The 21568-nt window shown below is 56.9% G+C and carries 23 protein-coding genes; 10 read left to right on the forward strand and 13 right to left on the reverse strand.

Annotation, left to right across the window (positions count from 1 at the left end):
• Positions 1–286 precede the first annotated feature (286 nt).
• From ACQQ2Q_RS13360 to ACQQ2Q_RS13375, 4 genes are read left to right on the forward strand one after another with little or no spacing between them, the layout of a single operon-like run.
• Positions 287–1243, forward strand: a complete 957-nt coding sequence (locus tag ACQQ2Q_RS13360; RefSeq protein ID WP_428187594.1) for a zinc-dependent alcohol dehydrogenase — start codon at positions 287–289, stop codon at positions 1241–1243.
• 14 nt (positions 1244–1257) lie between these two features.
• Entirely contained in the window at positions 1258–1656 is a 399-nt protein-coding gene (locus ACQQ2Q_RS13365; protein WP_428187595.1) for a 6-pyruvoyl trahydropterin synthase family protein, read from the forward strand.
• On the forward strand, positions 1653–2696 hold the full coding sequence (locus tag ACQQ2Q_RS13370; RefSeq protein ID WP_428187596.1) for a glycosyltransferase family 4 protein: 1044 nt from the start codon (positions 1653–1655) through the stop codon (positions 2694–2696). The genes ACQQ2Q_RS13365 and ACQQ2Q_RS13370 overlap by 4 nt, the downstream gene beginning before the upstream one ends.
• The gene (locus tag ACQQ2Q_RS13375; protein WP_428187597.1) at positions 2693–3487 is read left to right on the forward strand and encodes a class I SAM-dependent methyltransferase; all 795 of its coding nucleotides are present in this window, start codon (positions 2693–2695) and stop codon (positions 3485–3487) included. Before ACQQ2Q_RS13370 ends, ACQQ2Q_RS13375 begins: the two co-directional genes overlap by 4 nt.
• Here the strand turns inward: ACQQ2Q_RS13375 and ACQQ2Q_RS13380 are convergent.
• The 3 genes from ACQQ2Q_RS13380 to ACQQ2Q_RS13390 form a co-directional block, all read right to left on the reverse strand.
• Positions 3443–4249, reverse strand: a complete 807-nt coding sequence (locus tag ACQQ2Q_RS13380; RefSeq protein WP_428187598.1) for a RibD family protein — start codon at positions 4247–4249, stop codon at positions 3443–3445. The two genes, ACQQ2Q_RS13375 and ACQQ2Q_RS13380, sit on opposite strands and share 45 nt — an antisense overlap.
• 8 nt (positions 4250–4257) lie before the next feature.
• A complete protein-coding gene (locus ACQQ2Q_RS13385) occupies positions 4258–4833 on the reverse strand; it encodes a cytochrome b (protein WP_428187599.1) in 576 nt (191 codons plus the stop codon).
• A 197-nt stretch (positions 4834–5030) separates the two neighbouring features.
• Positions 5031–6602, reverse strand: a complete 1572-nt coding sequence (locus ACQQ2Q_RS13390) for an alpha/beta fold hydrolase (RefSeq protein WP_428187600.1) — start codon at positions 6600–6602, stop codon at positions 5031–5033.
• 605 nt (positions 6603–7207) lie between these two features.
• Between ACQQ2Q_RS13390 and ACQQ2Q_RS13395 the strand changes: the two genes are divergently transcribed.
• A complete protein-coding gene (locus tag ACQQ2Q_RS13395; RefSeq protein WP_428187601.1) occupies positions 7208–7432 on the forward strand; it encodes a DUF1127 domain-containing protein in 225 nt (74 codons plus the stop codon).
• A 60-nt stretch (positions 7433–7492) separates the two neighbouring features.
• Here the strand turns inward: ACQQ2Q_RS13395 and ACQQ2Q_RS13400 are convergent, their stop codons facing one another.
• From ACQQ2Q_RS13400 to ACQQ2Q_RS13425, 6 genes are read right to left on the reverse strand one after another with little or no spacing between them, the layout of a single operon-like run.
• Entirely contained in the window at positions 7493–8710 is a 1218-nt protein-coding gene (locus ACQQ2Q_RS13400; RefSeq protein ID WP_428187602.1) for a CaiB/BaiF CoA transferase family protein, read from the reverse strand.
• A gap of 2 nt (positions 8711–8712) precedes the next feature.
• The gene (locus tag ACQQ2Q_RS13405; RefSeq protein ID WP_428187603.1) at positions 8713–9864 is read right to left on the reverse strand and encodes an OpgC family protein; all 1152 of its coding nucleotides are present in this window, start codon (positions 9862–9864) and stop codon (positions 8713–8715) included.
• Positions 9848–11485 (reverse strand): thiamine pyrophosphate-binding protein, encoded by a 1638-nt coding sequence (locus ACQQ2Q_RS13410; protein WP_428187604.1) that lies wholly within the window; start codon positions 11483–11485, stop codon positions 9848–9850. The genes ACQQ2Q_RS13405 and ACQQ2Q_RS13410 overlap by 17 nt, the downstream gene beginning before the upstream one ends.
• Before the next feature lie 13 nt (positions 11486–11498).
• Positions 11499–12302 (reverse strand): alpha/beta hydrolase family esterase, encoded by an 804-nt coding sequence (locus tag ACQQ2Q_RS13415; protein WP_428187605.1) that lies wholly within the window; start codon positions 12300–12302, stop codon positions 11499–11501.
• Between the two features lie 49 nt (positions 12303–12351).
• The gene (locus tag ACQQ2Q_RS13420; RefSeq protein ID WP_428187606.1) at positions 12352–12834 is read right to left on the reverse strand and encodes a hypothetical protein; all 483 of its coding nucleotides are present in this window, start codon (positions 12832–12834) and stop codon (positions 12352–12354) included.
• Between the two features lie 28 nt (positions 12835–12862).
• Positions 12863–14191 carry a tetratricopeptide repeat protein gene (locus ACQQ2Q_RS13425; protein WP_428187607.1) on the reverse strand — a complete coding sequence of 443 codons (1329 nt, stop codon included), beginning with the start codon at positions 14189–14191 and terminating at the stop codon, positions 12863–12865.
• A gap of 245 nt (positions 14192–14436) precedes the next feature.
• On the opposite strand from ACQQ2Q_RS13425, the gene ACQQ2Q_RS13430 reads away from it, so the two are divergent.
• The 5 genes from ACQQ2Q_RS13430 (at position 14437) to ACQQ2Q_RS13450 (ending at position 17262) form a co-directional block, all read left to right on the forward strand.
• Complete coding sequence (locus tag ACQQ2Q_RS13430) at positions 14437–14853, forward strand: hypothetical protein (protein WP_428187608.1); 417 nt, start codon at positions 14437–14439, stop codon at positions 14851–14853.
• Between the two features lie 9 nt (positions 14854–14862).
• Positions 14863–15279 (forward strand): CopD family protein, encoded by a 417-nt coding sequence (locus ACQQ2Q_RS13435; protein WP_428187609.1) that lies wholly within the window; start codon positions 14863–14865, stop codon positions 15277–15279.
• Between the two features lie 99 nt (positions 15280–15378).
• The gene (locus ACQQ2Q_RS13440) at positions 15379–15930 is read left to right on the forward strand and encodes a sigma-70 family RNA polymerase sigma factor (protein WP_428187979.1); all 552 of its coding nucleotides are present in this window, start codon (positions 15379–15381) and stop codon (positions 15928–15930) included.
• A 1-nt stretch (position 15931) separates the two neighbouring features.
• Positions 15932–16567 (forward strand): NrsF family protein, encoded by a 636-nt coding sequence (locus ACQQ2Q_RS13445; protein ID WP_428187610.1) that lies wholly within the window; start codon positions 15932–15934, stop codon positions 16565–16567.
• Between the two features lie 50 nt (positions 16568–16617).
• The gene (locus ACQQ2Q_RS13450) at positions 16618–17262 is read left to right on the forward strand and encodes an NrsF family protein (protein ID WP_428187611.1); all 645 of its coding nucleotides are present in this window, start codon (positions 16618–16620) and stop codon (positions 17260–17262) included.
• Between the two features lie 78 nt (positions 17263–17340).
• On the opposite strand, the gene yghU is transcribed toward ACQQ2Q_RS13450, so the two are convergent.
• From yghU to ACQQ2Q_RS13470, 4 genes are all read right to left on the reverse strand, one after another.
• The gene (yghU, locus tag ACQQ2Q_RS13455) at positions 17341–18213 is read right to left on the reverse strand and encodes a glutathione-dependent disulfide-bond oxidoreductase (RefSeq protein WP_428187612.1); all 873 of its coding nucleotides are present in this window, start codon (positions 18211–18213) and stop codon (positions 17341–17343) included.
• A 224-nt stretch (positions 18214–18437) separates the two neighbouring features.
• Positions 18438–19526: a sensor histidine kinase gene (locus ACQQ2Q_RS13460; protein WP_428187613.1), complete on the reverse strand. Its 1089-nt coding sequence runs from the start codon at positions 19524–19526 to the stop codon at positions 18438–18440.
• Positions 19523–19954 (reverse strand): response regulator, encoded by a 432-nt coding sequence (locus tag ACQQ2Q_RS13465; RefSeq protein ID WP_428187614.1) that lies wholly within the window; start codon positions 19952–19954, stop codon positions 19523–19525. Before ACQQ2Q_RS13465 ends, ACQQ2Q_RS13460 begins: the two co-directional genes overlap by 4 nt.
• Positions 19938–21464, reverse strand: coding sequence for a sensor histidine kinase (locus tag ACQQ2Q_RS13470; RefSeq protein ID WP_428187615.1), 1527 nt, complete (start codon positions 21462–21464; stop codon positions 19938–19940). The genes ACQQ2Q_RS13465 and ACQQ2Q_RS13470 overlap by 17 nt, the downstream gene beginning before the upstream one ends.
• Positions 21465–21568 lie beyond the last annotated feature (104 nt).

Here is a 21568-nt window from a genome sequence, read left to right on the forward strand (position 1 = left end):
CCGTGGTTTGTCAAGTCACGGGTGCATGCCGCGCGGTGGAAGCGCATTTTGCGTGGAGCTCTGGGCATGGGCCTCTCACCTTCTTCGAGTTTGCGCCATTGCCGACGCTGGACGTTGTGTTGATGTGCACTACATCATGTTTGCCGCGGCAGGCGCTGTGACGTGCGACACAGGCTGGTCTCATGTTATTTGATAGTCCGCAGGTCGCCATGCAATGCGCATCAACGAAAGGTGAGAGTGTTTGACCAACGAGGTCCCCGATATCGATAGGGCGCAGAAGCACGCGGTGCGTGCATTTTGGATTCCCGCCGCCCAGCAATGCGCGATGCGCGAGGAGACGATCTCTTCACCTGGCGATGGCGAAGTGTTGGTCAAGACCCTTTTCAGCGGCGTCAGCCGTGGTACGGAGTCGCTTGTCTTTAATGGCAAGGTTCCCGCTTCGGAGGTTGAACGCATGCGCGGGCCAAACATGGCTGGCGAATTTTCCTTTCCTGTAAAATATGGTTATGCGGCGGTTGGCCAAGTGATCGACGGGCCAGGTGCATTGCATCGAAAGCCCGTATTCTGTCTTCACCCGCATCAGGATCTTTTTGTGGTACCAGAAGCGATGGTTACCGTCTTGCCGGATGCTCTTCCGCCCAGCCGTGCCGTGCTTGCTGCCAATATGGAGACAGCGCTTAACATCGTGTGGGATGCGGGCGTTCTCCCCGGTGATCGCGTCGCCGTCTTTGGCGCGGGTGTGGTGGGTGCGCTTGTCGCTTACATTTGCTCATCGATCCCGGGAGCAGATATCCTTCTGATAGATCGTGATAGCAACCGAGCCGATCTTGCCAGGCGTTTAGGTGTTCCGTTTGCTTCCAGCGATCGTCTGGAAGGTGAATTCGACATATTGATCAACGCATCCGGCGCGCCTGAAGCCTTGGCGCAAGCGCTCGAGCATGCGGGTCAGGAGGCCAGACTTGTCGAGGCCAGCTGGTATGGCGAGAAATCGGCGAACTTACCGCTCGGCGGCGCGTTCCATTCCAAGCGACTGTCCATCATCAGTTCTCAGGTTGGTTCTGTGCCGGCGGCCAGGCGGGTGCGTTGGAATTTTGGCCGACGGCTCGGCAAGGCTCTGGACCTGCTTTGCGATGATCGTCTCGATATTCTCATCTCCGGCGAAACGGATTTTGCCAACCTTGCCGACGCCTATCCCGGTATTCTGGCAAGTCCTCAAACTCTTTGTCACCGCATACGTTACTGAAGAAAGTGAAACCCATGTTTGCAGTTGAAGTTCGCGACCACATCATGATCGCCCATAGCCTTCCCCGTCCGGTTTTTGGGCCAGCCCAAGCCATGCATGGAGCAACCTTCGTGGTCGATGCTGCGTTCTATACCCGCGAGCTCGATGAAGACGGGCTGGCGGTTGATATCGGCGCAGCCATGGAAGTTCTAAGTGCGGTGCTCAAGCCGCTCAACTACTCAAATCTCGATGAAGTCGATGTCTTCAAGGGTAAGGTTACGACAACGGAAGTGATTGCCAAGCATATCTTCGACCAGCTCGCCGATGCCGTTGCCAACAAGAAACTCGGTCCCGGCAGCCACCGGATCTGCAAGCTGAAGATCACATTGCATGAGTCCCACACGGCCCGCGGTTCCTACGAGGCCGATCTTTGAGCGGTGCCCTGTTTTTTGCCTATCCGGGGAAGCTCGATCTGAATACCGGCGGTTACGCCTATGATCGCCGGGTGATCCGTGGCCTCGATAAACTTGGATGGGATGTCCGTCTGCTGAGTTTGGGCGACGGGTTTCCGTTTCCAACGGATGACACCAGGCACTCCGCGGAAGAAGCTTTGTCGGCGCTAGCGGACGGTGACCTGGTGATGCTGGACGGTCTTGCGTTCGGCGTGCTCGGCGACTGGGCCGAGCGTGAGGCCGAGAGACTTCGACTTGTTGCGCTGGTGCATCATCCTTTGGCGCTTGAGACGGGACTCGATGAAGCGCAGCGACAGATGTTTCACGCGAGTGAAGTGAAGGCCCTTTCGCATGCCCGACACGTGATAGTCACCTCTCCCATGACGGCCCGCGAGCTATCGTCTCATTATGGCGTGCAGCAGGATCGCATTACGGTGGCTATTCCCGGCACTGACCCTGCCTCCGCTTCGATTGGCGACAGGTCCATTCCACATATCATTTCGATTGGTACACTTACGCCTCGCAAGGGACACGACATCTTGCTGGCTGCATTGAAGCAGGTCGAGGATCTGGACTGGACGGCGACCATTGTCGGCAGCCGGGCACTCAACGCGCAGACGACGGTGGAACTTGATCGTCAGCTTGAGGAACTCGGGCTGGGGGAGCGCGTCACTTTGCCCGGCGAATGTGATGACCCACGTGAGTTGCTGGCCAATGCAGACATATTTGCGCTCGCCAGCCGGTATGAGGGTTTCGGAATGGTCTTCGCCGAGGCTCTTTCCCACGGCTTGCCGATCGTGGCCTGCAGCGCAGGGGCTATTCCGGACGTTGTGCCGGAAGACGCTGGCATCCTCGTTCCGGTCGATGACGTGTCTGCATTCGCGGCTGGTTTGCGTCGGCTGCTGTCGGACCCCGATGAGCGTCGAATGCGAGCTAAGGCGTCACGGCTTGCCGGCGCAAAGCTTCCTGGCTGGGACGAGACGGCAAGCATTATTTCAAGCACACTGGAGATGAAAGCGTGAGCGGATTTGACAAGGACTGGCTTGCGCTTCGCGAACCGGTAGACAAAGCGGCGAGAGACCCGGAGCTTGTCGCGCAGCTTTCGGGCTATCTGGACGCCGTCGATCAGCCCCGGTTGATGGATATCGGCTGTGGCACAGGTTCGACATGGCGAACGCTTTCAAGAGAATTAGCTCAGGTAAAGAGCTGGATTTTGCTCGATTACGATCAAAATTTGCTTGATGAAGCGGAACGGCGCATTGGTTCGCGTTCCGAGGTGCAATTTCGTCAACAGGATCTGACGGATCTCTCCTCATTGCCAGTCGATGGCATTTCGGTGGTGACCGCATCGGCCCTGTTCGACCTGTGTTCCGAGGATTTCTCTTCGGCATTTGCTGATCTCATGGCCGCACGCTCATGCGGGCTCTATGCGGCGCTCAACTATGATGGTGTCATGCGATGGAGCATTGCGCATTCTCTGGATCAGGACGTGGTGGAAGGCTTCAACAACCATCAGCGCACCGACAAGGGTTTCGGCGTGGCGCTCGGTCCGGATGCGACGTCATGCCTTGCCAAGCAGTTCGAGCAGAGAGGGTACCGGGTCACAATCGGCGATAGTCCATGGAAAATGGGGCCGGCTGAGGCCTCACTTCAGGAAGCATTTCTCAACGGGGTGGCTCAGCCTCTGCGTGAGATTGAACATCTGACGAATGCACAAATCGATGACTGGCTGGCGTTCCGCCTTTCCGTCATTGAGGCAAATGGAAGCCTATGCGAGGTCGGCCATGCAGACCTTCTCGCTCTGCCGGGCTAAGGGGATGTCCGATTTCAGCAGGCAATCGAAAACGATGTCGCTACCAAGCGTATAAGTCTCGGTGGCAGGCCGGTGGGCAGACGACAATTTGTCGATGGGGGGAAGGGTAATTCCGCTTGGCCCCGACCCTATGATGATGGGGGCGATTGCGACGTGAAGCCGGTGGACGAGGTCCGCGTCGATAAAGCGGGCAATCGTCCGTGCACCACCCTCGACAAGAATTCGGCTCAAGTTTCGGTCGGCGAGTGCTGAAAGAATATCCTGCGGTGACAGTCCGGTTTCATCCGGCATCAACCGGATCACATCAGCATTCGGATAGGTCTTCATAGGAGCTTCGCTGCTCTGGAAAATCAGGACCGTAGCCCCCCCATCGGTGAAGATGCCTTCATCGCCTTTCAACTCGGCGCGACAGTCGATGATCACACGCACCGGATCCTTGCCCTTTGCCATTCGAACCGAGAGGCGTGGGTCATCCGCTTTGACGGTGCCAACACCCACGATCACGGCATCCACCAGGGCGCGGCAACGATGAAGATGGGCCAGGCCATCGGGGCCAGATATGTCGCGGGCATCTCCCGATGGTGTGGCGACCCGACCGTCAAGAGACTGACCGACCTGTGCGAGCACAAATTTGTTTCTCGCCGATGCTATCGGGCCGTAAAGCGCATGAGCCGGATCTGACGGACAAAGGGAGATCTCGGCCCCATCTTTCAGACGCAGCAACAAATCCCAGCAATCGTCCGTCAAATCGACCTTGCGCATAGCCGCTCCTAAATTATCCGGTAGAGCGTTTTGTCCCGCTTGATGACATGATGAAGCAGAACGGCTCCAATATGCAACGCAAACAGTCCGAAAAGGATCCATGCGCTCGTTGCATGAATGACGGAAAGTGCCCCTGCGATATCCGGCGCCTTGCCGATCGGGCTCCAGACGGGGATGAAACCGAACCACTGCAGCGGAAAGCCGTGCGCATTGGTGGCAAGGAAGCCACTCACTGGCATCAGGATAAGGAAGACATAAAGAAGGCCGTGAACGCTGCCGGCGGCCATACGTTCAAGCATCGGGCCTTCTGAAGGTGGCGCACCGACTGTCAGCTTGGTGCCAATGCGCAAAAGCATGACCCAGAGGACAAGAAAGCCAAGGCTTTCATGGACGAGATAAAAGTCCAGTTTGACCTCGTTCTTGGTGAAACCAATGAATAGGCCCAGCGGCCAGGTGGCAAGAACCAGTACTGCCACGATCCAGTGCAGAATTCTGGAGGCACCGTGATAGCGCTCGCCAGGGGGCAGAGGATGGGGATCGGTCTTATCCGTTGCCGATGTGGCGACATTCACGTTCTCTGACAATTGGCTCTCCATAGCTCTTTGATGATCGCCTCGCTGCCATGGCTGCACAACCGTTAACGGGGCATGCCGCGCTGAAGCGCAGTGTTCGGGCGGTTGACGTTATCTGTGATACAGCTTCTGGTAAATGTCGCTGCGTGCACGATCCTGTGTTTGCGTGCAACTCCGGTCATTTACGCAGCATGCTCAGTCAAGCTGCTTCAAATTCCTTTCTCGATAAGGAAACGACCGACGGTTTCCAGAGCGGTCTTCCAGGCGGGCTCGTGATCGACGAGAATATGGTTGCGGCTTTCGAGCGGCACAAAATGGGCATCCGGTATTTTATCCGCGACCGCACGTCCAAGCTCGATCGGGATTCTCTGGTCGTATTTGGAATGCAGCACGATTGTCGGGGCTTTGACGTCAGCTAACCGTTCCCGCACGTCGATATAACCAAAAGCGTCCTGAAAACGGGCCGCATTCTTCGGTGAGGTCGTCAGGCGCTGAAACTCGTCAAACCACTGCAGATCGGCGGCACTCGCCTCGGGCATGAATGTCTGCGAAAATATATGCCGATAGGCGGGGTTGTCGGTACCCCAACCGAGCTCGGTGAGTGTCAAAACGGCCTCGCGTCTCGCCTGTTCTTCCGGTGTGGCAGTATGGCGCCAGCCAGCCTCATAGCCGCTGATCAAAATCAGACCGCTGACCCGTTCGGGATGACGCACGGCATATTCGATGGAGACGGCGCAGCCTTGTGAAATGCCGAGAAGGGGAAAGCGCTCCAGGCCAAGCTTGTCGGCAACCGCCTCCAGATCCTCGACAAAGGCATCGAAGCTGAGGTCCTTCACATCCCAGTCGGACAAGCCGCAGCCACGCTCGTCATAGCGAATGAATGTGCGATCTCTGGCGATGGTTGCAAAACTGCGCCCCCAGATGGGGCTCGACCAGTCAAATTCCAGGTGGTTGAGCCAGTTTGCAGCCTTGAGCAGCGGTGGACCAGTGCCCACAGTCGCATAGGCAATCTTGGTGCCGTCTCGCACATCGCAAAAACCGATACGCTGGTTTCTCAGCGCGCTGCCTCTCGCGGAAATGCGTGGGCGTTGTTTCTTCTCGCGCGACGCCGTCGCAGCAGAAATATGCGAAGACAACAGCTGTTGATTTAGGGCTTTGTCCGTCAGCCTTGATTGGCTCGGACTGGTGTTGGATTTTTCAAACGCATCAACGCCTTCAGGATCTTCCTCGCGCCAGCGGCGCAGCCATTTCTGAATTGTGATCGCGCTGGCTTCGGGGTGAGACACCAAACGCCGCAACACCTCAAAACGAGCGGCACGGGCATCCTCACGTTCGGCCATCAGCCACGCGTCAAAGCTGTCGTCTCCTGCGCCATCGAGGCCGTCCAGCAAAATGCGTTCGAGGTTGCGTGCCATGTCCTCAAGATCCTCCACCGAGATCGGACCAGCATCCGGGCGCAACCGCGAATGAATATTCCTGATGTCGACGTCAACGCCGTCCAGTTGAAAGTTCACCCTTTCCCTGTCAGCCAGAATTCTCAAGGAGTCCGGCGCGTCCACGACCTTTCGCAATTTGCTAAGGGCCCATCGGAGACTTGCCTTGGGGTCATCTGGCAAGTCCCACAGCAGTTCGCATAGGCGCTCGCGCCGATGGGGGCGTCCGGTCGCAACGAGGAAAGAAAGCAAAGCGCGGGCCTTGCGGGACGCCGGCAGGCTGATCTCTCGTCCAGCAGCTGTCACTCGCAGTTCGCCGAGCAGCGAGATCTGAATCTGGTTTCGCATTCACGCCTCAAATCCGTACCACGACGGGTTTCTATTGATTTTATCACGGCCCTTACAACGGTGACAACAACGGTGCAGTGCCACATGGGTTCTGATGAGCCTATTCAAAACAGCGGCATCGCAATTGGTAACCACGTCAATGCTGTGTGTGTGAGCCGCATCTTGCTGTTCAAGCCTGTTCAGCAGCAGAGTTGAAAATACGACATCGACGGTGAGGCGCCTGTGATTTCCATCACAGCGAAGTCGCTCCAATGTCGTTCAGATTAAGTGCGTCGAACGATTTCTGAGCGCAGATGCTCAGAGCTTCGTCTGTCCTTCGCGGCATGAGAAGTGTCTTTTTGTGTTGCCCAATTTCGCGGGGGGCGCCGAGCAGCGGCCAAGATACCCGCCATTTGTCGGAAGGTTCCTCCAGGCCTTCCGACAACTCTTTCCAGAAGCCGATGATTGTCCCCTCGACCTGTGACCTCCAGCACAGGTCGAGGGGACAATATGGGGCTAGAACAGCTGCAGACAACAACACTCTTCTTTATCCGTTCGGGACGGGCACTTGATTTCCAGTCCTTTCTCGAAAGGCACGTCACAACGCATCCATAAGGAATTTTGAAATGGCATCAGTCGATTTGGTCCGGTATTTTGACAGCTTTTACGAGGAGCCTGCTGCGCCTTCGTTGATTGGAAAATTACGCGAGATGGCGGGCAAGGTCTCTGCCCATTTTCGCGCCCGTCGCGATTATCAGCAGTTGGCGGGCATGCCTGACTATCTGCTGCAAGATGTCGGGATCACGCGCTCCGATGTACTCTCTGCGTTGCGTCGCCAGACAGTATTCTGACAAACTGGCGGCCTTTGACAAACAGACAAGTCAGGGTCGGCTTGAAAGCTGGCCCCGCCGTCATCGTCTTTCTCGTCCTTGCTCCTGTTGCTCCAGAAGTGAAACAATTTCGGCGTGGTGCTGGTCAATATGAGGTGGCGGCCGGTGGAAACGAACCGGGGTGGCCGACATTTTCAGCGGATTTCCGAGCAATCTGACGGTTTCACCATCTGCCTGCTCAAGCTCAACCACCATCTCACGCGCAAGGGTGTGCGGGTTGGACAAAACCTGCTCGATGGTCGCAACGCGACCTGCTGGGACTTCGGCGGTGAGCAAGCGGGTTTCCCAGTTTTCGGCTGTATCCGTCGCCAGTAGGCATGTGATGCGCTGGTCCAGCGCATCGATATTGATCACCCGGTCGCGGTTTCTTCGAAAGCGTATGTCTTCTGCCATATCAGGCGCATCGATTGCTGCGCAGAAACGCTTGAACTGGGTGTCATTGCCAACGGCGACCGCGATGTCGCCGTCGGCCGTCCTGAAGGTCTGGTAGGGGGCGATGTTCGGGTGTCGATTGCCGATGCGACCCGGTACCTTGCCAGACACCAGATGGTTGGTTGCAGCGTTGATCAGCCAGGCCACCTGGCTGTCGTAGAGTGCCAGATCGATATATTGACCCTCTCCGGTTCGATCGCGATGGCGAAGTGCAGCCAGAATGCCCGTCGTCGCATACATTCCACACATCACGTCGGCGATGCCGAGCCCAACCTTGAGCGGGCGGCCACCGGCGCTATCAGGCTCGCCTGTGATGCTCATGATGCCGCCCATGGCCTGAATCAGGAAGTCATAGCCTGTCCGGTCCGCATAGGGGCCTGTCTGGCCAAAGCCGGAGATCGCGCACCAGACAATGTCGGGTTTGACCGCCCGGATGTCTTCATAGCCAAGACCGCGTCTGGCAAGGTCGCCGGGTTTGTAGTTCTCGATGACCACGTCAGAAATGGCGACCAGGCGTTTCATTAGATCGACGCCCTCATCTGTTGCGAGATCGATGGCGATGGAGCGCTTGTTTCTGTTGGCCGACAGGAAATAAGCGCTCAGGTCGCTGTCGCTGCCATCAGGGTTTGGGACAAAGGGCGGCCCCCAGCTTCTTGTGTCATCGCCCACGCCCGGTCGTTCGACCTTGATGACGTCGGCACCGAGGTCAGCCAGAAGCTGCGCTGCCGTCGGACCTGCTAGAATTCGGGAGAGGTCGAGAATGCGCAGTCCTTCGAGGCTTGCCGGCGTCCGGGGTTTCTCGACCATTGTCATTTCCTTTTGGTGACGGTTGCCCAAGGTGCGAGCTTGAACCAGCGCACCGCATAGGCGGTGATGATAACGACGCCGAACCCTGCAAGGTTGGCCAGTGCAACCGGCAGCGGGGAGCGCGATGTGTAGTCGAGCGCGATGCCGATAATCTGGGCGAGTACCATGCTTGTGACAAAAACGGCGAGAGATTGCTGTCCAATGACAGAGATCGCTCTGACGAGTGGACCGCGCAGATATTTGCCGTTTTTGCCGACGACATTAACTGCGATGTAGCAAAGGGCCAGGAAGTGGACGAAGCGCAATATGCCGAAGTGACTCTTGTTCGTCAGGGGGCCAAGCGCGTTGGCAATCTCGCGCAGCTCAGGATACCAGTCGAGCGTGCGATACCAGGCAAAGGGGATGGTTGCAAAAACCAGAACAAGGGCCAGCACCATGAGCCATGGGTTGAAACCGGGCGCAGGAATGGTCTTTCGCATCAGGAAAAAGCCGCTGAAAAACAGGAGTTGCCAGCCGAACGGATCGAAAAACCATTCCCTGTTCGACCATGGCTCGGCCGGGAAATGCGGATAACCGAATTGGGTGGCGAGCCAAATCCCGATCATCAGGCCGATGGGCAAAGCGGCATGCACCCGCTCTGCCATCAGCATCATGGGTAGCAACGCCAGAATGACCATATACATCGGCAGGATGTCGAAATAGTTCGGCACATAAGTGAGGGTCACCAGAGAGGCGAGCAGCGCCGCAGGGTTTTCGACGAAGGGGATCAAGTTCAGCGTTCCAAGATAGTTGGCACCGTCAGGCCGTGTTCCGGCAAACGACATCAGCGCCACAACCGTGACGAAGACGCAGATATGCGCCCAGTAGATCTGCCAGATGCGGTGCAGGATGCGGCCTGTCAGGGCCAGCAAACCTTGCCGGTCGAAGAGCGTGCCAAAGGCAAGCGCGGAGGCCATGCCGGACTGAAAGACGAACATTTCAGTGGCATCGGAGAAGCCGAAGCGGGCAGGTATCCAGAGAGCCCAGGGATCATTCGGCACATGCGCCAGCAGAATGATGAGCATGCCGATGCCGCGGAAGAAGTCGAGCCGGGGATCGCGTGGACGGCGTGTCGGCTTGTTCTGGCTGAGTGTTGCTTCAGAATGCGCCGTCATAGGCCCTTGCGTCGAATCTGCAGCAGATAAGGGAGAAGCCGTCTCGGGCTGTGGTCGCTGCAAGCGCGTCACGAAGTTCATGCCTTGTCTCCACATTGATACCGTTGCCGCCAAAGCCTTGAGCAACCGCTGCAAAATCTGTTTTTCCGAGCTTCACACCTTCTGACGCAAGCTGAGCGGATGCCTGTTTCAATGCGATCAGCGCGAGGCTCTCGTCCTGGAACAGAACAATTGTGATCGGCAGGCCGAGATCGCGCAGGGTCGCCAGTTCGCCGATGCCCATTTCCAGTCCGCCATCGCCCATTACCGCAAAAACACGCTTCCCGGGGGCGACGGCGGCTACACCTATTGCCAGGGGCAGGGCGGCTGCCATGGTGCAAAAGCCTGCAGATTGAAGGAGTGTCAGCGGCCGCTTTGCTATCCATTTCTGAGACAGCAGAATGCGGTGCGCGCCACTGTCGACTGTGACGATCGCGTCCGCGCCTGCTTGGGCCTGCAGCACATCGACAATGGCATGCGGTCCCCAGGCGTCGGGTGTCGCGAAGGCGGAAGCAAGTTCTGCCCTCAGTCTTTGCGGCTCAGCATTTGCCCATGTATTGCGAGTGGAAAGTGTCTCGTTCAGAGCGCCGAGATAGGATCGGATATCGGCGATGATGCGTGTTGCGGGGTGGTGCATGGCGTGATCGGCAGGGGTGGAGGTTATCTCCACCAGCTTTTCGGTATCATTGACAAAATCGAGCCAGCCCAACCGCATCTCGATCGGATCATAGCCGATGGCAAGCACGAGATCGGCATCATTGATCAGCGGCAACAGCATCGCATCGGCCCTCGGCGAGAGACCGGCGCCGCCAAGGGCCAGGGGATGATCTTCCGATATCAGCCCCTTGGCCTTGTAGGTGGTGATGACGGGCGCACCGATCTTTTCGGCCAGCGCCGACAGTTCCGTTTCGACTCCACTGCGAGCTGCTTCAAAGCCCGCGATGATGATCGGTCGCTCGGCTCTGTGAATACGGTTCCGCAATGCTTCGATTGCAGGGTCGCTCGTGGAAATTCGGGGGTGAAGGACAGTTGGCGGCGCGATTGCCTTCTGATTGCCGGAAGCCATGGCGGCCGATGCTGGAGAGAGGTCGAGGTGGACCGGGCCCATGGGATGGGTGCAGGCGATGGCGAGTGCGCGGGCGATTGTGGAAGCTGCACTTTCCGGCTCGATCTCGAAAGATGCCTTCACCAGCGGTCTGAGCATCTGTGCGTGGTCAATCACCTGATGGGTATAGCGGGCGCGCGTCGGTCGGTCGACAATGCCGGAAATGACGATCAGCGGAACATGCTCCTGCGCTGCATCGGCAATCCCGTTGACTGCATTTGCTAGGCCCGGGCCGACGGTCGTGACCAGCAGTTGAGGGCGACCGGAGATCACGCTTGCGCCGGCTGCCATGATGGCCGCTGCCGTTTCGTGGCGGGCGAGATGAAAGTGGATGCCAGCAGTGACCAGTCCATCGATCAAGGTGACGACTTCGCCACCGGGCATGCCAAAGGCTTCCGTCACGCCGTGATTGCGCAATGTGCGGGCGACTACATCGGCCACCCGGTCCAACTTCGTCGTAAGATCCATTGTGTTCATTCAATTCTTGCCTTCACTCGGGAAAACCGATCGTCGTCAGTCCTGCGCCCAGAAGGTCGTCCCGAACAGTATGGCCGCCGCCATGAATGCATAGGGCACTGTTTCCACGCAGACACGGCGCCACGTCACATTCGATGCCGTCTAGCATCGTCTTGTGAGCCTCGGTCATGTCGCACTCAGCCCGTTCGCGATAGATTGCGACGCTCTCATAGGTATTGCCCTGGCGGTTGTTTGGACCGATTGCGCGCCCTTCCAAAGGAAATGTGCGGTCGGCTGTGCCGTGGAAATGGACCATCGGCGGGAGTTTCGCCACGCAATCTTCCGGACTTGGCAATGGGTCCCAAAAGACGCCTGAAAAGGTCACCATGCCCGCTACCCTCTCGCCCTGCTGACAGGCCGTATACCAGGCCATGGATGCGCCAATCGAGAAGCCGCCAATGACGGTGTTGTTTGCCGTAAAGCCAAATTTTTGATCGAGATCGTAAAGGACGGCTGCGATGAAGCGGGTTTCGTTGCGACCTTTGCCGGGCGAATTCGGAAAGGACCAGTTGCCGTTCACACCATCGATCGCAACAAATGCGAGGTGATGGGCATGTGCCATGTCGATCAACTGGCGATGCTTCATCTGCGCTTTCGCCGATGACTTGTAGCCGTGAAAGAAGACGAAGACGCCTCTCGTGTCGCCATCCTTTGGCAATTCTATTCGATAGTCGCCACCATTCACCTGGCACGGCACATCGCCGCCGCAGGGCGCGGCGGCGAGTGCTGATGATGCGGTTGCCAGTGTCACGAGAAGCAAACACAAGCGCAAAAGCATGGAACCTCCTGTGTTTGCAAAATTTGCAGGCACCGTAGCCGCTTGTTGATCACTTGCCAAAGGCGCGAATGACAAATGCCACCACGACCCCGAAAATGACATGGCCGACCAACGACGCCCAGGTGAGGGGAATGAAGCCCAGAAATGCCGGGAAGCCGGCGAGCAAATGCGCCATGACATAGAGCGCGAATACCCACAGGCCAATGCCGAAACCAATGCCGGTCAACAGCAATGGCAATCCGGGCACGATCAGGCGCTGCAATGGTCGGGCGATGAAGAGGTAGCCGATCGGGTAGAAGATAATGCCGACCATGGCGTGAATGAGTTCTGCCAAAAGAAGATTGTTGAAGCCGAAAACGGATTGCACGAGCCCTGCGGGTTCAAGAGGCCCGCCGACCCAGAGCGGTGTGATGAGCCTTGCCCATATTTCCCATGCAATATCGGCGGAAAGACCCGCTGCCAAAATGGCCTTGAACAGGCCGGGCTCGATTGCCGGAAATGCCGGCGACTTCTCCATCGTCATCATATTCATCTGCTTACCCCTCTCTCAATGGTTGGCGTCAGGCCGACAGGCTCATGACGGCGGTTTCCTGAATGGATCTGAACAGTCTATCTTCCACCTTCAGGTGGCGGCGTAGCTGGCCGATATGCGAGACGCCTGCACTGTCGCCGTTGCTGCCGATGGCCTGGGCAAGTGCAAGTACGAAGAAGTCGCGCTGGGCATTGCTGCCGCCAACTTTAGGCAGGTTGATCATCATGCGATCCAGAACCTGACGATCTGCCGGTGTTCCAAGACCCGCCAGCATACGCGCCATCGGCACACCGATTTCGGCCGCCACACGCGATTGATCGCCGGTGCCGCTTGCCTTGTTTTCAATAGCGTCCACCAAGTCGGATGCGCCATCTCGATCGCCAACGGCGATCAGGGCGGTGAGATTGTGGAGAGCTGCAAAAATCAATGTCGTGTCACGGCTGCGCGTGCGGGCGATCTCTGCCAGATCCTTCCAGCGCGAGCCAACATGGACGCCGACCTGATTGAGCCGCCAGAGCAGCGAGACCGCATTGGCCATATCGCGGAAATCGTCCGTCTGTTGCGGGCGTACCTCGTCATCGTAGATCTGCAGTACTCGATCATGGTCGCCGCGTTCGAGATGGAGAAGGGCGAGGTGCCAGGCCATATGGAAGGAAAAGTTGTTGCAACGGGTCCATTCCGTGCGGCTGCTTTCCAGCCAGTCGATGCCATCTTGTGTTTGTCCGCGCATCTCGAAGACATGGGAGACGGCATGAAGACCCCAGGAATCATCCGGCTGCAGATCCACTGCCCGGTAGCCGGCGGATAGCGCTTCGTCATAACGGCCTTTCTCCTCAAGCGAGAAGGCAAGGCAGCCGAAAATGAAACCGGCGCCGGGATTGGAGGGGGAGAGGTGTTTAACTGCACGCGTGCCCGCAGCCAGCATGCCGTCGCTGTCTCCCAGCATAAATCGCAAGGAATGGGATAGCTTGAACGGGAGGAAGGTTGCTGGCTTGTCAGCAAATCCGGCATCAAGACGGTCGATTGCCTGGACGAAGGAGCCGGCCTCAGCCGCTTCCAGCGCATGAACGAGAATGCGTTCGTCTTCGGTGCCGCCATTGCGCTTGGCCAATGCCTTGCGGGCATCGGCGAGTGCTGCAGTGGCGTTCGGGGACAATTCGGAGCGCGCAAGAACGAGATTGGCAAAACCCTTCAAAGCATGAGCGGCAACATGATCGGGATCGGCGCGCAGCGTAGCCTGCAATGCCGCACCGGTGTTCGGTCGGTGTGTCGCGAGGCCATACACGGCATCTTCGAATGCCCGCACAGATTCGGCTTTGTCTGTGCTGGTCGTCAACTCATAGGCGTCGCGCTGCATGATATTCTCCCCTTCAGCTGACCCGGGCAATTGCCGCCGGGGTCATGACATCGGTCGAGTGCCGATATGCAGCAGTACGGGGCATGTCGATCATTCGTTACAGCGGCTGCCGTTTTTTCAGGACGGCGATTCAAAATTAGCGGGAATGCCGAAATGCAGGCGCATGACTGTAACATTTCAGAGCGCGCGCGCGAATAGGAGCCGAGGGACGCAGTGCGGCTGCGGGATTTGTCGGGAAACAGAGTATGGCTTTGACACGCATCGGCACTTCATCGCAGTCCGTTGACCAGCACGCGACAGAGCGTGCGCATGCTCCCGCGCCGTCGGCCGTTCCTGATGCGCAGCCGATTGCGGCAGAACAGCTTTCCATTCACCTTCCTGTCGGAAGTCTGGTCAAGGTCCGCGGTCGCGGACATCTTTCGAATGCGACGCCATCCTGCGTGATGGAATTTGTCGTCAGGCGGATAGACCAAGGCAAGTCCCTGCTTCTGCAGCCCGCCAATGTAGCGGCTCTTGAAACAACCTTGCGACCGGTTTCAGGTGCCGTCATGATGGTTCAGCGGGGAACGGAGTTTGAGGTGCAACTCTGGGGGCAGATCCGTGCGAATCCGCTTGATGGCGTTTTTCTCCACCTTTCGCTCTGGCATCTTTACCCACTTTAACGAGGCGACATGTATCTCTACCTGAAAGCCGCCCATGTTATCGCGCTCGCCACATTTATCGGTGGTCTTATTCTGCTTGGGCTTACGTTGAGGGGTGTCGGACTAGAACGACATGCAGACGGCACCAGAAGCTTTGGGGCTACCGTTCTCAAATGGGATGGTTACATCACCGCGCCGGCCTTGGCTGTCGTTTGGATTGTCGGTATTGCCATGGTGTTCGGGGGCGGTTGGGAGACATCCGCCTGGTTTCTCGCCAAGCTGCCATTGGTGATCTTTCTGTCAGGGTTACATTCGGCATCGGGTGCTGCACTCAAGCGGACCATTGCAACAGAGGGCGAGGTCTCGTTTTTCTTTCGTCACACAGCAGTCTGGACGCTTTTGGCATTTTCGATCATTGCCGTCCTGGCTGTAGCCAAACCGATATAAGATGGTCATGATTGCCCTGTGCTGCCCGACCACCGTCGGCAAAAAAACTTCGAGACCTTGTAACAATTCCGGCCTTTTACCCGAATGACCACACATGGAATGATGCAGTCGGACCGCGAACGACACTGGGCGGATATGATGCGTGCCTCGCTGGAAGGCGACGCGCAGGCCTATCGCAACCTGTTGATCGCGATCACACCGCATCTGCGTTCAATGGCGCTGAGGCGCTGTGCGCAGTACGGGGTTGCGGCAAGCGAGGCGGAAGATGTGGTCCAGGAAGTGCTTTTAACGATCCACCTCAAGCGAACGAGCTGGGATGCCGACCGAAAGCTTGGTCCGTGGCTCGCCGCGATCACGCGCAACAAGCTGATTGATTTTCTCAGGCGTCGCGGGCGGCATGTCAGCATTCCGATCGAGGATGTGGAAGCAACACTCTGTGTCGATGAAGGTTCTGCCACGACTGACCGGATGGACGTGGAGAAAGTTCTCGGCAATCTGCGTGAGCCGCAGCGAACCATTGTCCATTCCATTTCTGTGGAAGGTGCCAGCGTGCGTGACACGGCTGAGCGGCTCAATATGAGCGAGGTGGCTGTCAGAGTTTCATTGCACCGGGCACTAAAGGCGCTTTCAGCCCTTTATCGGAGCATCTGAGATGAAGACGAACGATCTAATCGAGCTCATCGCCCAGGATCTTCATCCAAGGCTGCCCTTTGGAACCATCCTTCGTCAAACGGCCTTGATTGGTGTTTCAATCGCGGCATTGGCGTTTTTCGCCTTTATCGGTTTTCGTGCGGATATCGGCAGTGCCATGCAAACCGGACGCTTCCTGTTCAAGTTTGTCGTGACGTTGGCTTTGGTGGTTTCGGCCTGGCTGCTTTTCAAGCGAGTTGGCAGGCCCGGTGTGCCGCTGACGCAGGTCTACTGGATACTGCTGTTGCCACTGGCGCTACTTGGTGTTGGAGCCATTGCCGAAGTCTCGAATTTGCCGTCGGATGCCTGGATGAGCAGTGCGGTCGGCACGAATGCGGGTGATTGCCTGTTCATTATTCCGCTGTTGTCTATCGGACCGCTGGTCTGCCTCTTATACGGATTGCGGCAGGGCGCTGCTGAGAATGCAGGCAAGGCTGGTTTTGTTGCCGGTCTTCTGGCAGCGGGCATGGCCGCGACGTTCTATGCGGCCAATTGCGATGATGACAGTCCGCTGTTTGTCCTGACATGGTATCCGCTGGCGACGGCGATTGTCGGGTCCATGGGCTATTTCGCCGGAAGGGCTGTCCTTCGCTGGTAGGGATTGGCTAGCGAATACGCATTAGTATCAAGCTGGTACGAAGAACTGGAGTGCAGGGTTTGAAAACCGACAACCTGATTGATCTGTTGGCGCAGGATGCACCGGCGGGACCGCGTCTCAGCCAAATTCTGGCATTGGCATGCGTGATCGGCGTTGCCGCTTCTGCTTCGATCATGCTGCTTACCATCGGGGTTCGCCCGGGGATGATGGACGCGCTGATGACTCTTCGGGTCATGTTGAAGATCGCAGTAACCGTGCTTCTGGCCGTCCTCTCTTGCCGCCTTGTTTTTCAGATCGGGCAGCCGGGCGTAGAACTTAAAGGCCGCGTTGCCGCCCTGTTGCTTCCCGTTGCGGTATTGTTTGCTGGTATTGTCGTTGAACTCTTCGTCGTGCCAGAGCCGCAATGGTCGACAAGCCTCACTGGCCGCTTCCCGGCATTCTGCCTTGTTTTCGTCCCCTTGCTTTCCGTCGCTCCGTTGATCGCCTTCTGCTGGGCGTTGAAACAGGGAGCGCCGGAAAAACCGGGGCTTGCCGGTGCTGCTGCCGGCCTTGCAGCCGGTGCGATCGGTGCTGCCATTTATGCCTGGCATTGCCCGGATGACAGCCCGCTTTTTGTCGCCACATGGTATGTCCTGGCGATCGGTCTGGTCACGATCATCGGTTATCTGTCCGGGCGTCGCCTGCTGCGCTGGTAAGCAAAAGCACTCTTTCCAGAACTTGGAAAGGGAGCCGATTGCCGGCTCCCTTTCCTGTTGTCTTGATCGTTTTGAAGCTCAGTTGCTGCCGACCTTGTCCTGCGTCTTGGTGTCGAAGTCGCTGGCGTCGTGCCGTTCGTGTAGTTGGCTTGCGGGATCGCCATTGACACGGTTGACCATGCGACCACGCACGACGGCTGGGCGTTCAAGGATGGTATCGGCCCAGCGGTGGATATTCTTGTAGTCATCCACCGACAGGAATTCCGCCGCGCCATACTGCCAGCCCTTCACCAGTCCGCCATACCAAGGGAAGACCGCGATGTCGGCGATTGTGTAGTCGTCGCCACCGAGATAGGCGCTTTCGCCCAGACGCCGATCGAGCACATCGAGCTGTCGCTTGGTTTCCATGGCAAATCGATCAATGGCATATTCGATCTTGAAGGGCGCATAGGCGTAGAAATGGCCAAAGCCGCCGCCGAGATAAGGCGCGCTGCCCATCTGCCAGAAAAGCCAGGACAAGCATTCGGCCCGTTTGGCCGGATCGGTTGGCAGGAAGGCCCCGAATTTTTCTGCGAGATACATCAAGATGGCGCCGGATTCGAAAACGCGAACCGGCTTGTCGCCTGAACGATCCATCAGTGCCGGGATTTTCGAGTTCGGATTAACGTCAACGAAGCCACTGCCGAACTGGTCGCCGTCACCGATCTTGATCAACCAGGCGTCGTATTCGGCGCCTGTATGGCCGAGAGCCAGAAGCTCTTCCAGCATGATCGTGACCTTCTGGCCGTTCGGGGTGGCCAGAGAATAGAGCTGCAAGGGATGCTTGCCGACCGGCAATTCCTTATCATGGGTGGGGCCGGCGATCGGCCTGTTGATATTGGCAAACTGGCCGCCGCTGGCCTTGTTCCAGGTCCATACCTTCGGTGGCACGTATTCGTTATTGTCTGTCATGTTTTCCCTCTTTTGTCAGATGGATGAACCCGCGTTTTCTATTGTCGGGTCATCTCTCGTGAAAATGACTGTGTGATGAAATGCGGCAGGACGTTCCCGAACAGACATAGTGCGCCCGTGGCAATCTCCCAACGGTCAATGCCGTCAAGATGCAAATTTATATGCTGATCAGGCCGCAGTTTTACGCAGACATCCCAGCCAATATGCAATTTGGTCGGGCTGCTTCAGAGTGTTTTGGCAATGGTGAAGGAAAAGGTCGTGCCGCCTTCCGGGTGTTGGCTGGCAGAAATCCAGCCTCCATGGCGTTCGACGATCTTGCGACAGATGGCAAGGCCGAGTCCCTTGCCGAAAACGTCGGTCGAGGTATCTGCCCTAACGAATGGCTCGAAAATCATCTCAGCGTCGGCATCTGCCATTCCGGAACCGTTGTCGATCACGGAAAACCGCCAGACGTCGTCTCCATCCGTCGCCAGAATGTTGATCCGCGGGATATCTCGGGTGGCGTATTTCAAGCTGTTTTCGATCAAGTTCTGTATCAGTTGTACTAGCTGCACCTGACTGCCCTTTACCTCCGGCATGGGGTCATGTTTTACGATCGCGTTTGCGTCCGTGATTTCACTATTGAGATTTTCGATTGCATCTTGCACCACGTTTTCCATCGACACAGTGGCAAACTCCGGTGCATCTTTGGCACCGGTATAGGCATGCAGGGTCGTGATCAGTGTATCCAGCCTCCGCGCAGCCTTGATCATCCGGTCGCAATTGATGGCAATCTTGTCTCTGTCGCCGTCCAGCAGTCCTCTTTGCAGGAAGTTGCCGAAGCCTTGAATGGCTCTCGTCGGGGCCATGAGATCGTGGGCGACCACGTGAGAAAAAAGCTCGAGGTCCTCTTTTTGATGATCGATCTTGAGCAGCAATTCCATTCTGGTGATGGCGCTCTCCACGATTTGGCGCAGAGACTGCTCGTTCCCTTTGACCAGATAATCCGTTGCACCTTGTTTGATCGCCGTGGCGGCAACATTCTCATCGCCTTGGCCAGTCAACATAATGATGGCCATGTGCGGCCATTTTTCTCTAAGCGTCGGGATGCCCGCAAGTCCGTCGCCAGCCGGCATCTGATAATCGATGATGGTGCAGTCGAAGCGCAGTTCCTGACATGCTGCGAATGCATCGTTCAAGGTCGACGTTTCCAGAAAGGTGGCATTCAACCCGGATCGCGTCAGTACGCGCTGAATGTTCTTGCGATCTCCATCGTCATCGTCGACGAGCAGGATGCGATAGGGATCTCGCTGGTTGCGGCTATCCATCATCATGGCAATTCCACTATGCGCCAGTAGTGCTCCATCATATTCACCAGTTGCAGGAAGTCCTCGCCTGCGCGCTGTTTGAGAATATATCCGGCGACGTTGAGATCGTAGGCAGCCATTCGGTCCTCATCTCTTTTGGAGGTGGTCAGCACAAAGATTGTTGACCGGTGAAGCGCCGCATCGGCCCTCATTGCCTCAATCAGTTCGATGCCGTTCATGCGAGGCATGTTGATATCGACAAGCAACAGATGTGGTTGGGTCAGTTTCGTCTTGCCGTTTTCACCTCTGAGAATTTCAAGTGCGTCCACGCCGTCAAAGGCTCTGATGATTGGATTGGCAATCTTTGCCTTTGAAAAGGCACGCGTGACTGCCTTTGCGTCTCCGTCGTCGTCTTCGACAAGGAATAAACTCAGCGGCTTAGTGTTCAATGCCATCTTCGTGCTCCCTTGCCGATTGGTTGAGCGGCCAGGTGAATTTGAAGCGGGCACCTCTTCCCGTCTGTTGCTCCAGCCATATGTCCCCTCCTGCCTGCTTTATGTGTTTGCGAACAATGGCCAATCCCATGCCGCTGCCCTCTATCTGATCGCGTGGACGCAGTGTGTAGAACATGTCGAATATTTGCGAGGCGAACTTCTCCGGTATTCCGGGGCCATCGTCTTCCACTGTGAAGAGAAGTCTGCCGTCGCTTTCCTCCACGTCGATTGTAATTTTCCCGGAATTGCGATCGTGATGCTTGAGAGCATTGCCGACAAGATTGAGAAAGATCTGCTGCAGTGGCATCCTGTTCAGCTCAATCTTTTCCAGCGTTGCAGTCGCCTTTACGGTGAAGCCGGCCGGTGGTGCTGCCATCGACAGTACATCATCGATCAGTTCTTTTCCTGTCACGACTTCGTTGGTGATGTTTTTTCGGGAGACGATACGGGAGTATTCCAGCAGATCGTCGAGGAATTTGTCCATCCGATCAATGCGGCTGCGCATCAATCGCATGCTGTCGCGCATGTCATCCGTCAGATGTTCTGCGAGATCCTCTTCCAGCCAACGCGAGGAGTTATCGATTACCCGCAAGGGGGCCCTTAGATCGTGAGAGGCAACATAGGCGAATTGTTCCAGCTCATAATTGGCAGTATTGAGCTCTTCCGTGCGAATGCGAACCTGTTCCTCCAGCATCTCACTAAAGCGCTTTGTCTGTCGTTCGGCCTCCTTGCGGATCGAAATGTCCACGATCGTCACTACGGTCATTAAACCGTCTTCGGTTTCCACCGGTGTCAAACCAACTTCGACGGGGAAGAGCGTTCCATTCTTACGTCGTGCATTGAGGTCGCGTCCGAAGCCCATTGCGCGTTCCGAAGGTACGGTGAAAAATGCGGATCGTAACTCAGCGTGACGATCTCGAAGCTCTTCAGGTATGAGCATTTCAACCTGTGCCCCGAGAAGTTCGTCGCCGCTGTAACCGAAAACAAGCTCTGTCTGCCGGTTGGTGAGGGCAATTTTACCGTCACGACCTGTCATGACGATAGCGTAAGGCGCGCTGTCGACGATCTGCTCGAACCGTCTTTCCGCTCGCCTAAGAACAGCCAGGTCCCGTGCGATCTTGGTGGCACCGATGATCTTGCCTTGTGCGTCGCGGATGGGCGATATCGACAGGGCCACGTCCACCGATCGCCCGTCGCTGCGCAGGCGTGTTGTCTTGGAAATCTCGACGCTCTCACCATTGGCGACACGGGCAAGAATATCGTCCTCCTGTGGATAAAGGTCAGACGGCACGATCATTCTTATATTCTTGCCGACCGCGTCTTCTGACGCATAGCCGAACAGCTTCTCAGCACCTCGGTTCCAAGCGACGATCCGGCCGTCCAAAGATTTGCACAACACAGCGGTGTCATTGCTTTCGACCAGTGCCGTAAACATCGCACTCTTGTCGAATATCGGCGCTTGCTCTTCCATAGGGGGTCGCCTTTCGCGAGCCTCTCGGCATCTAGAGGTCATCTGAGCATTCTTCCGGCGTTCCTGTTCGCCGAATTCGAGTGTCCAAGACATTCTTGCGTGCG

It is taken from the genome of Agrobacterium sp. ES01 (genome assembly GCF_050320885.1).
Taxonomy (GTDB): Bacteria; Pseudomonadota; Alphaproteobacteria; order Rhizobiales; family Rhizobiaceae; genus Allorhizobium.

Excerpts from the sequence above, each read along its gene's own strand:
- ACQQ2Q_RS13365 (WP_428187595.1), top strand. The coding sequence starts at position 1,258 with ATGTTTGCAGTTGAAGTTCGCGACCACATCATGATCGCCCATAGCCTT.
- ACQQ2Q_RS13380 (WP_428187598.1), bottom strand. The coding sequence starts at position 4,249 with ATGCGCAAGGTCGATTTGACGGACGATTGCTGGGATTTGTTGCTGCGT.
- ACQQ2Q_RS13390 (WP_428187600.1), bottom strand. The coding sequence starts at position 6,602 with ATGCGAAACCAGATTCAGATCTCGCTGCTCGGCGAACTGCGAGTGACA.
- ACQQ2Q_RS13395 (WP_428187601.1), top strand. The coding sequence starts at position 7,208 with ATGGCATCAGTCGATTTGGTCCGGTATTTTGACAGCTTTTACGAGGAG.
- ACQQ2Q_RS13400 (WP_428187602.1), bottom strand. The coding sequence starts at position 8,710 with ATGGTCGAGAAACCCCGGACGCCGGCAAGCCTCGAAGGACTGCGCATT.
- ACQQ2Q_RS13405 (WP_428187603.1), bottom strand. The coding sequence starts at position 9,864 with ATGACGGCGCATTCTGAAGCAACACTCAGCCAGAACAAGCCGACACGC.
- ACQQ2Q_RS13410 (WP_428187604.1), bottom strand. The coding sequence starts at position 11,485 with ATGAACACAATGGATCTTACGACGAAGTTGGACCGGGTGGCCGATGTA.
- ACQQ2Q_RS13415 (WP_428187605.1), bottom strand. The coding sequence starts at position 12,302 with ATGCTTTTGCGCTTGTGTTTGCTTCTCGTGACACTGGCAACCGCATCA.
- ACQQ2Q_RS13420 (WP_428187606.1), bottom strand. The coding sequence starts at position 12,834 with ATGAATATGATGACGATGGAGAAGTCGCCGGCATTTCCGGCAATCGAG.
- ACQQ2Q_RS13425 (WP_428187607.1), bottom strand. The coding sequence starts at position 14,191 with ATGCAGCGCGACGCCTATGAGTTGACGACCAGCACAGACAAAGCCGAA.
- ACQQ2Q_RS13430 (WP_428187608.1), top strand. The coding sequence starts at position 14,437 with ATGGCTTTGACACGCATCGGCACTTCATCGCAGTCCGTTGACCAGCAC.
- ACQQ2Q_RS13435 (WP_428187609.1), top strand. The coding sequence starts at position 14,863 with ATGTATCTCTACCTGAAAGCCGCCCATGTTATCGCGCTCGCCACATTT.
- ACQQ2Q_RS13440 (WP_428187979.1), top strand. The coding sequence starts at position 15,379 with ATGATGCAGTCGGACCGCGAACGACACTGGGCGGATATGATGCGTGCC.
- ACQQ2Q_RS13445 (WP_428187610.1), top strand. The coding sequence starts at position 15,932 with ATGAAGACGAACGATCTAATCGAGCTCATCGCCCAGGATCTTCATCCA.
- yghU (WP_428187612.1), bottom strand. The coding sequence starts at position 18,213 with ATGACAGACAATAACGAATACGTGCCACCGAAGGTATGGACCTGGAAC.
- ACQQ2Q_RS13460 (WP_428187613.1), bottom strand. The coding sequence starts at position 19,526 with ATGATGATGGATAGCCGCAACCAGCGAGATCCCTATCGCATCCTGCTC.
- ACQQ2Q_RS13465 (WP_428187614.1), bottom strand. The coding sequence starts at position 19,954 with ATGGCATTGAACACTAAGCCGCTGAGTTTATTCCTTGTCGAAGACGAC.
- ACQQ2Q_RS13470 (WP_428187615.1), bottom strand. The coding sequence starts at position 21,464 with ATGGAAGAGCAAGCGCCGATATTCGACAAGAGTGCGATGTTTACGGCA.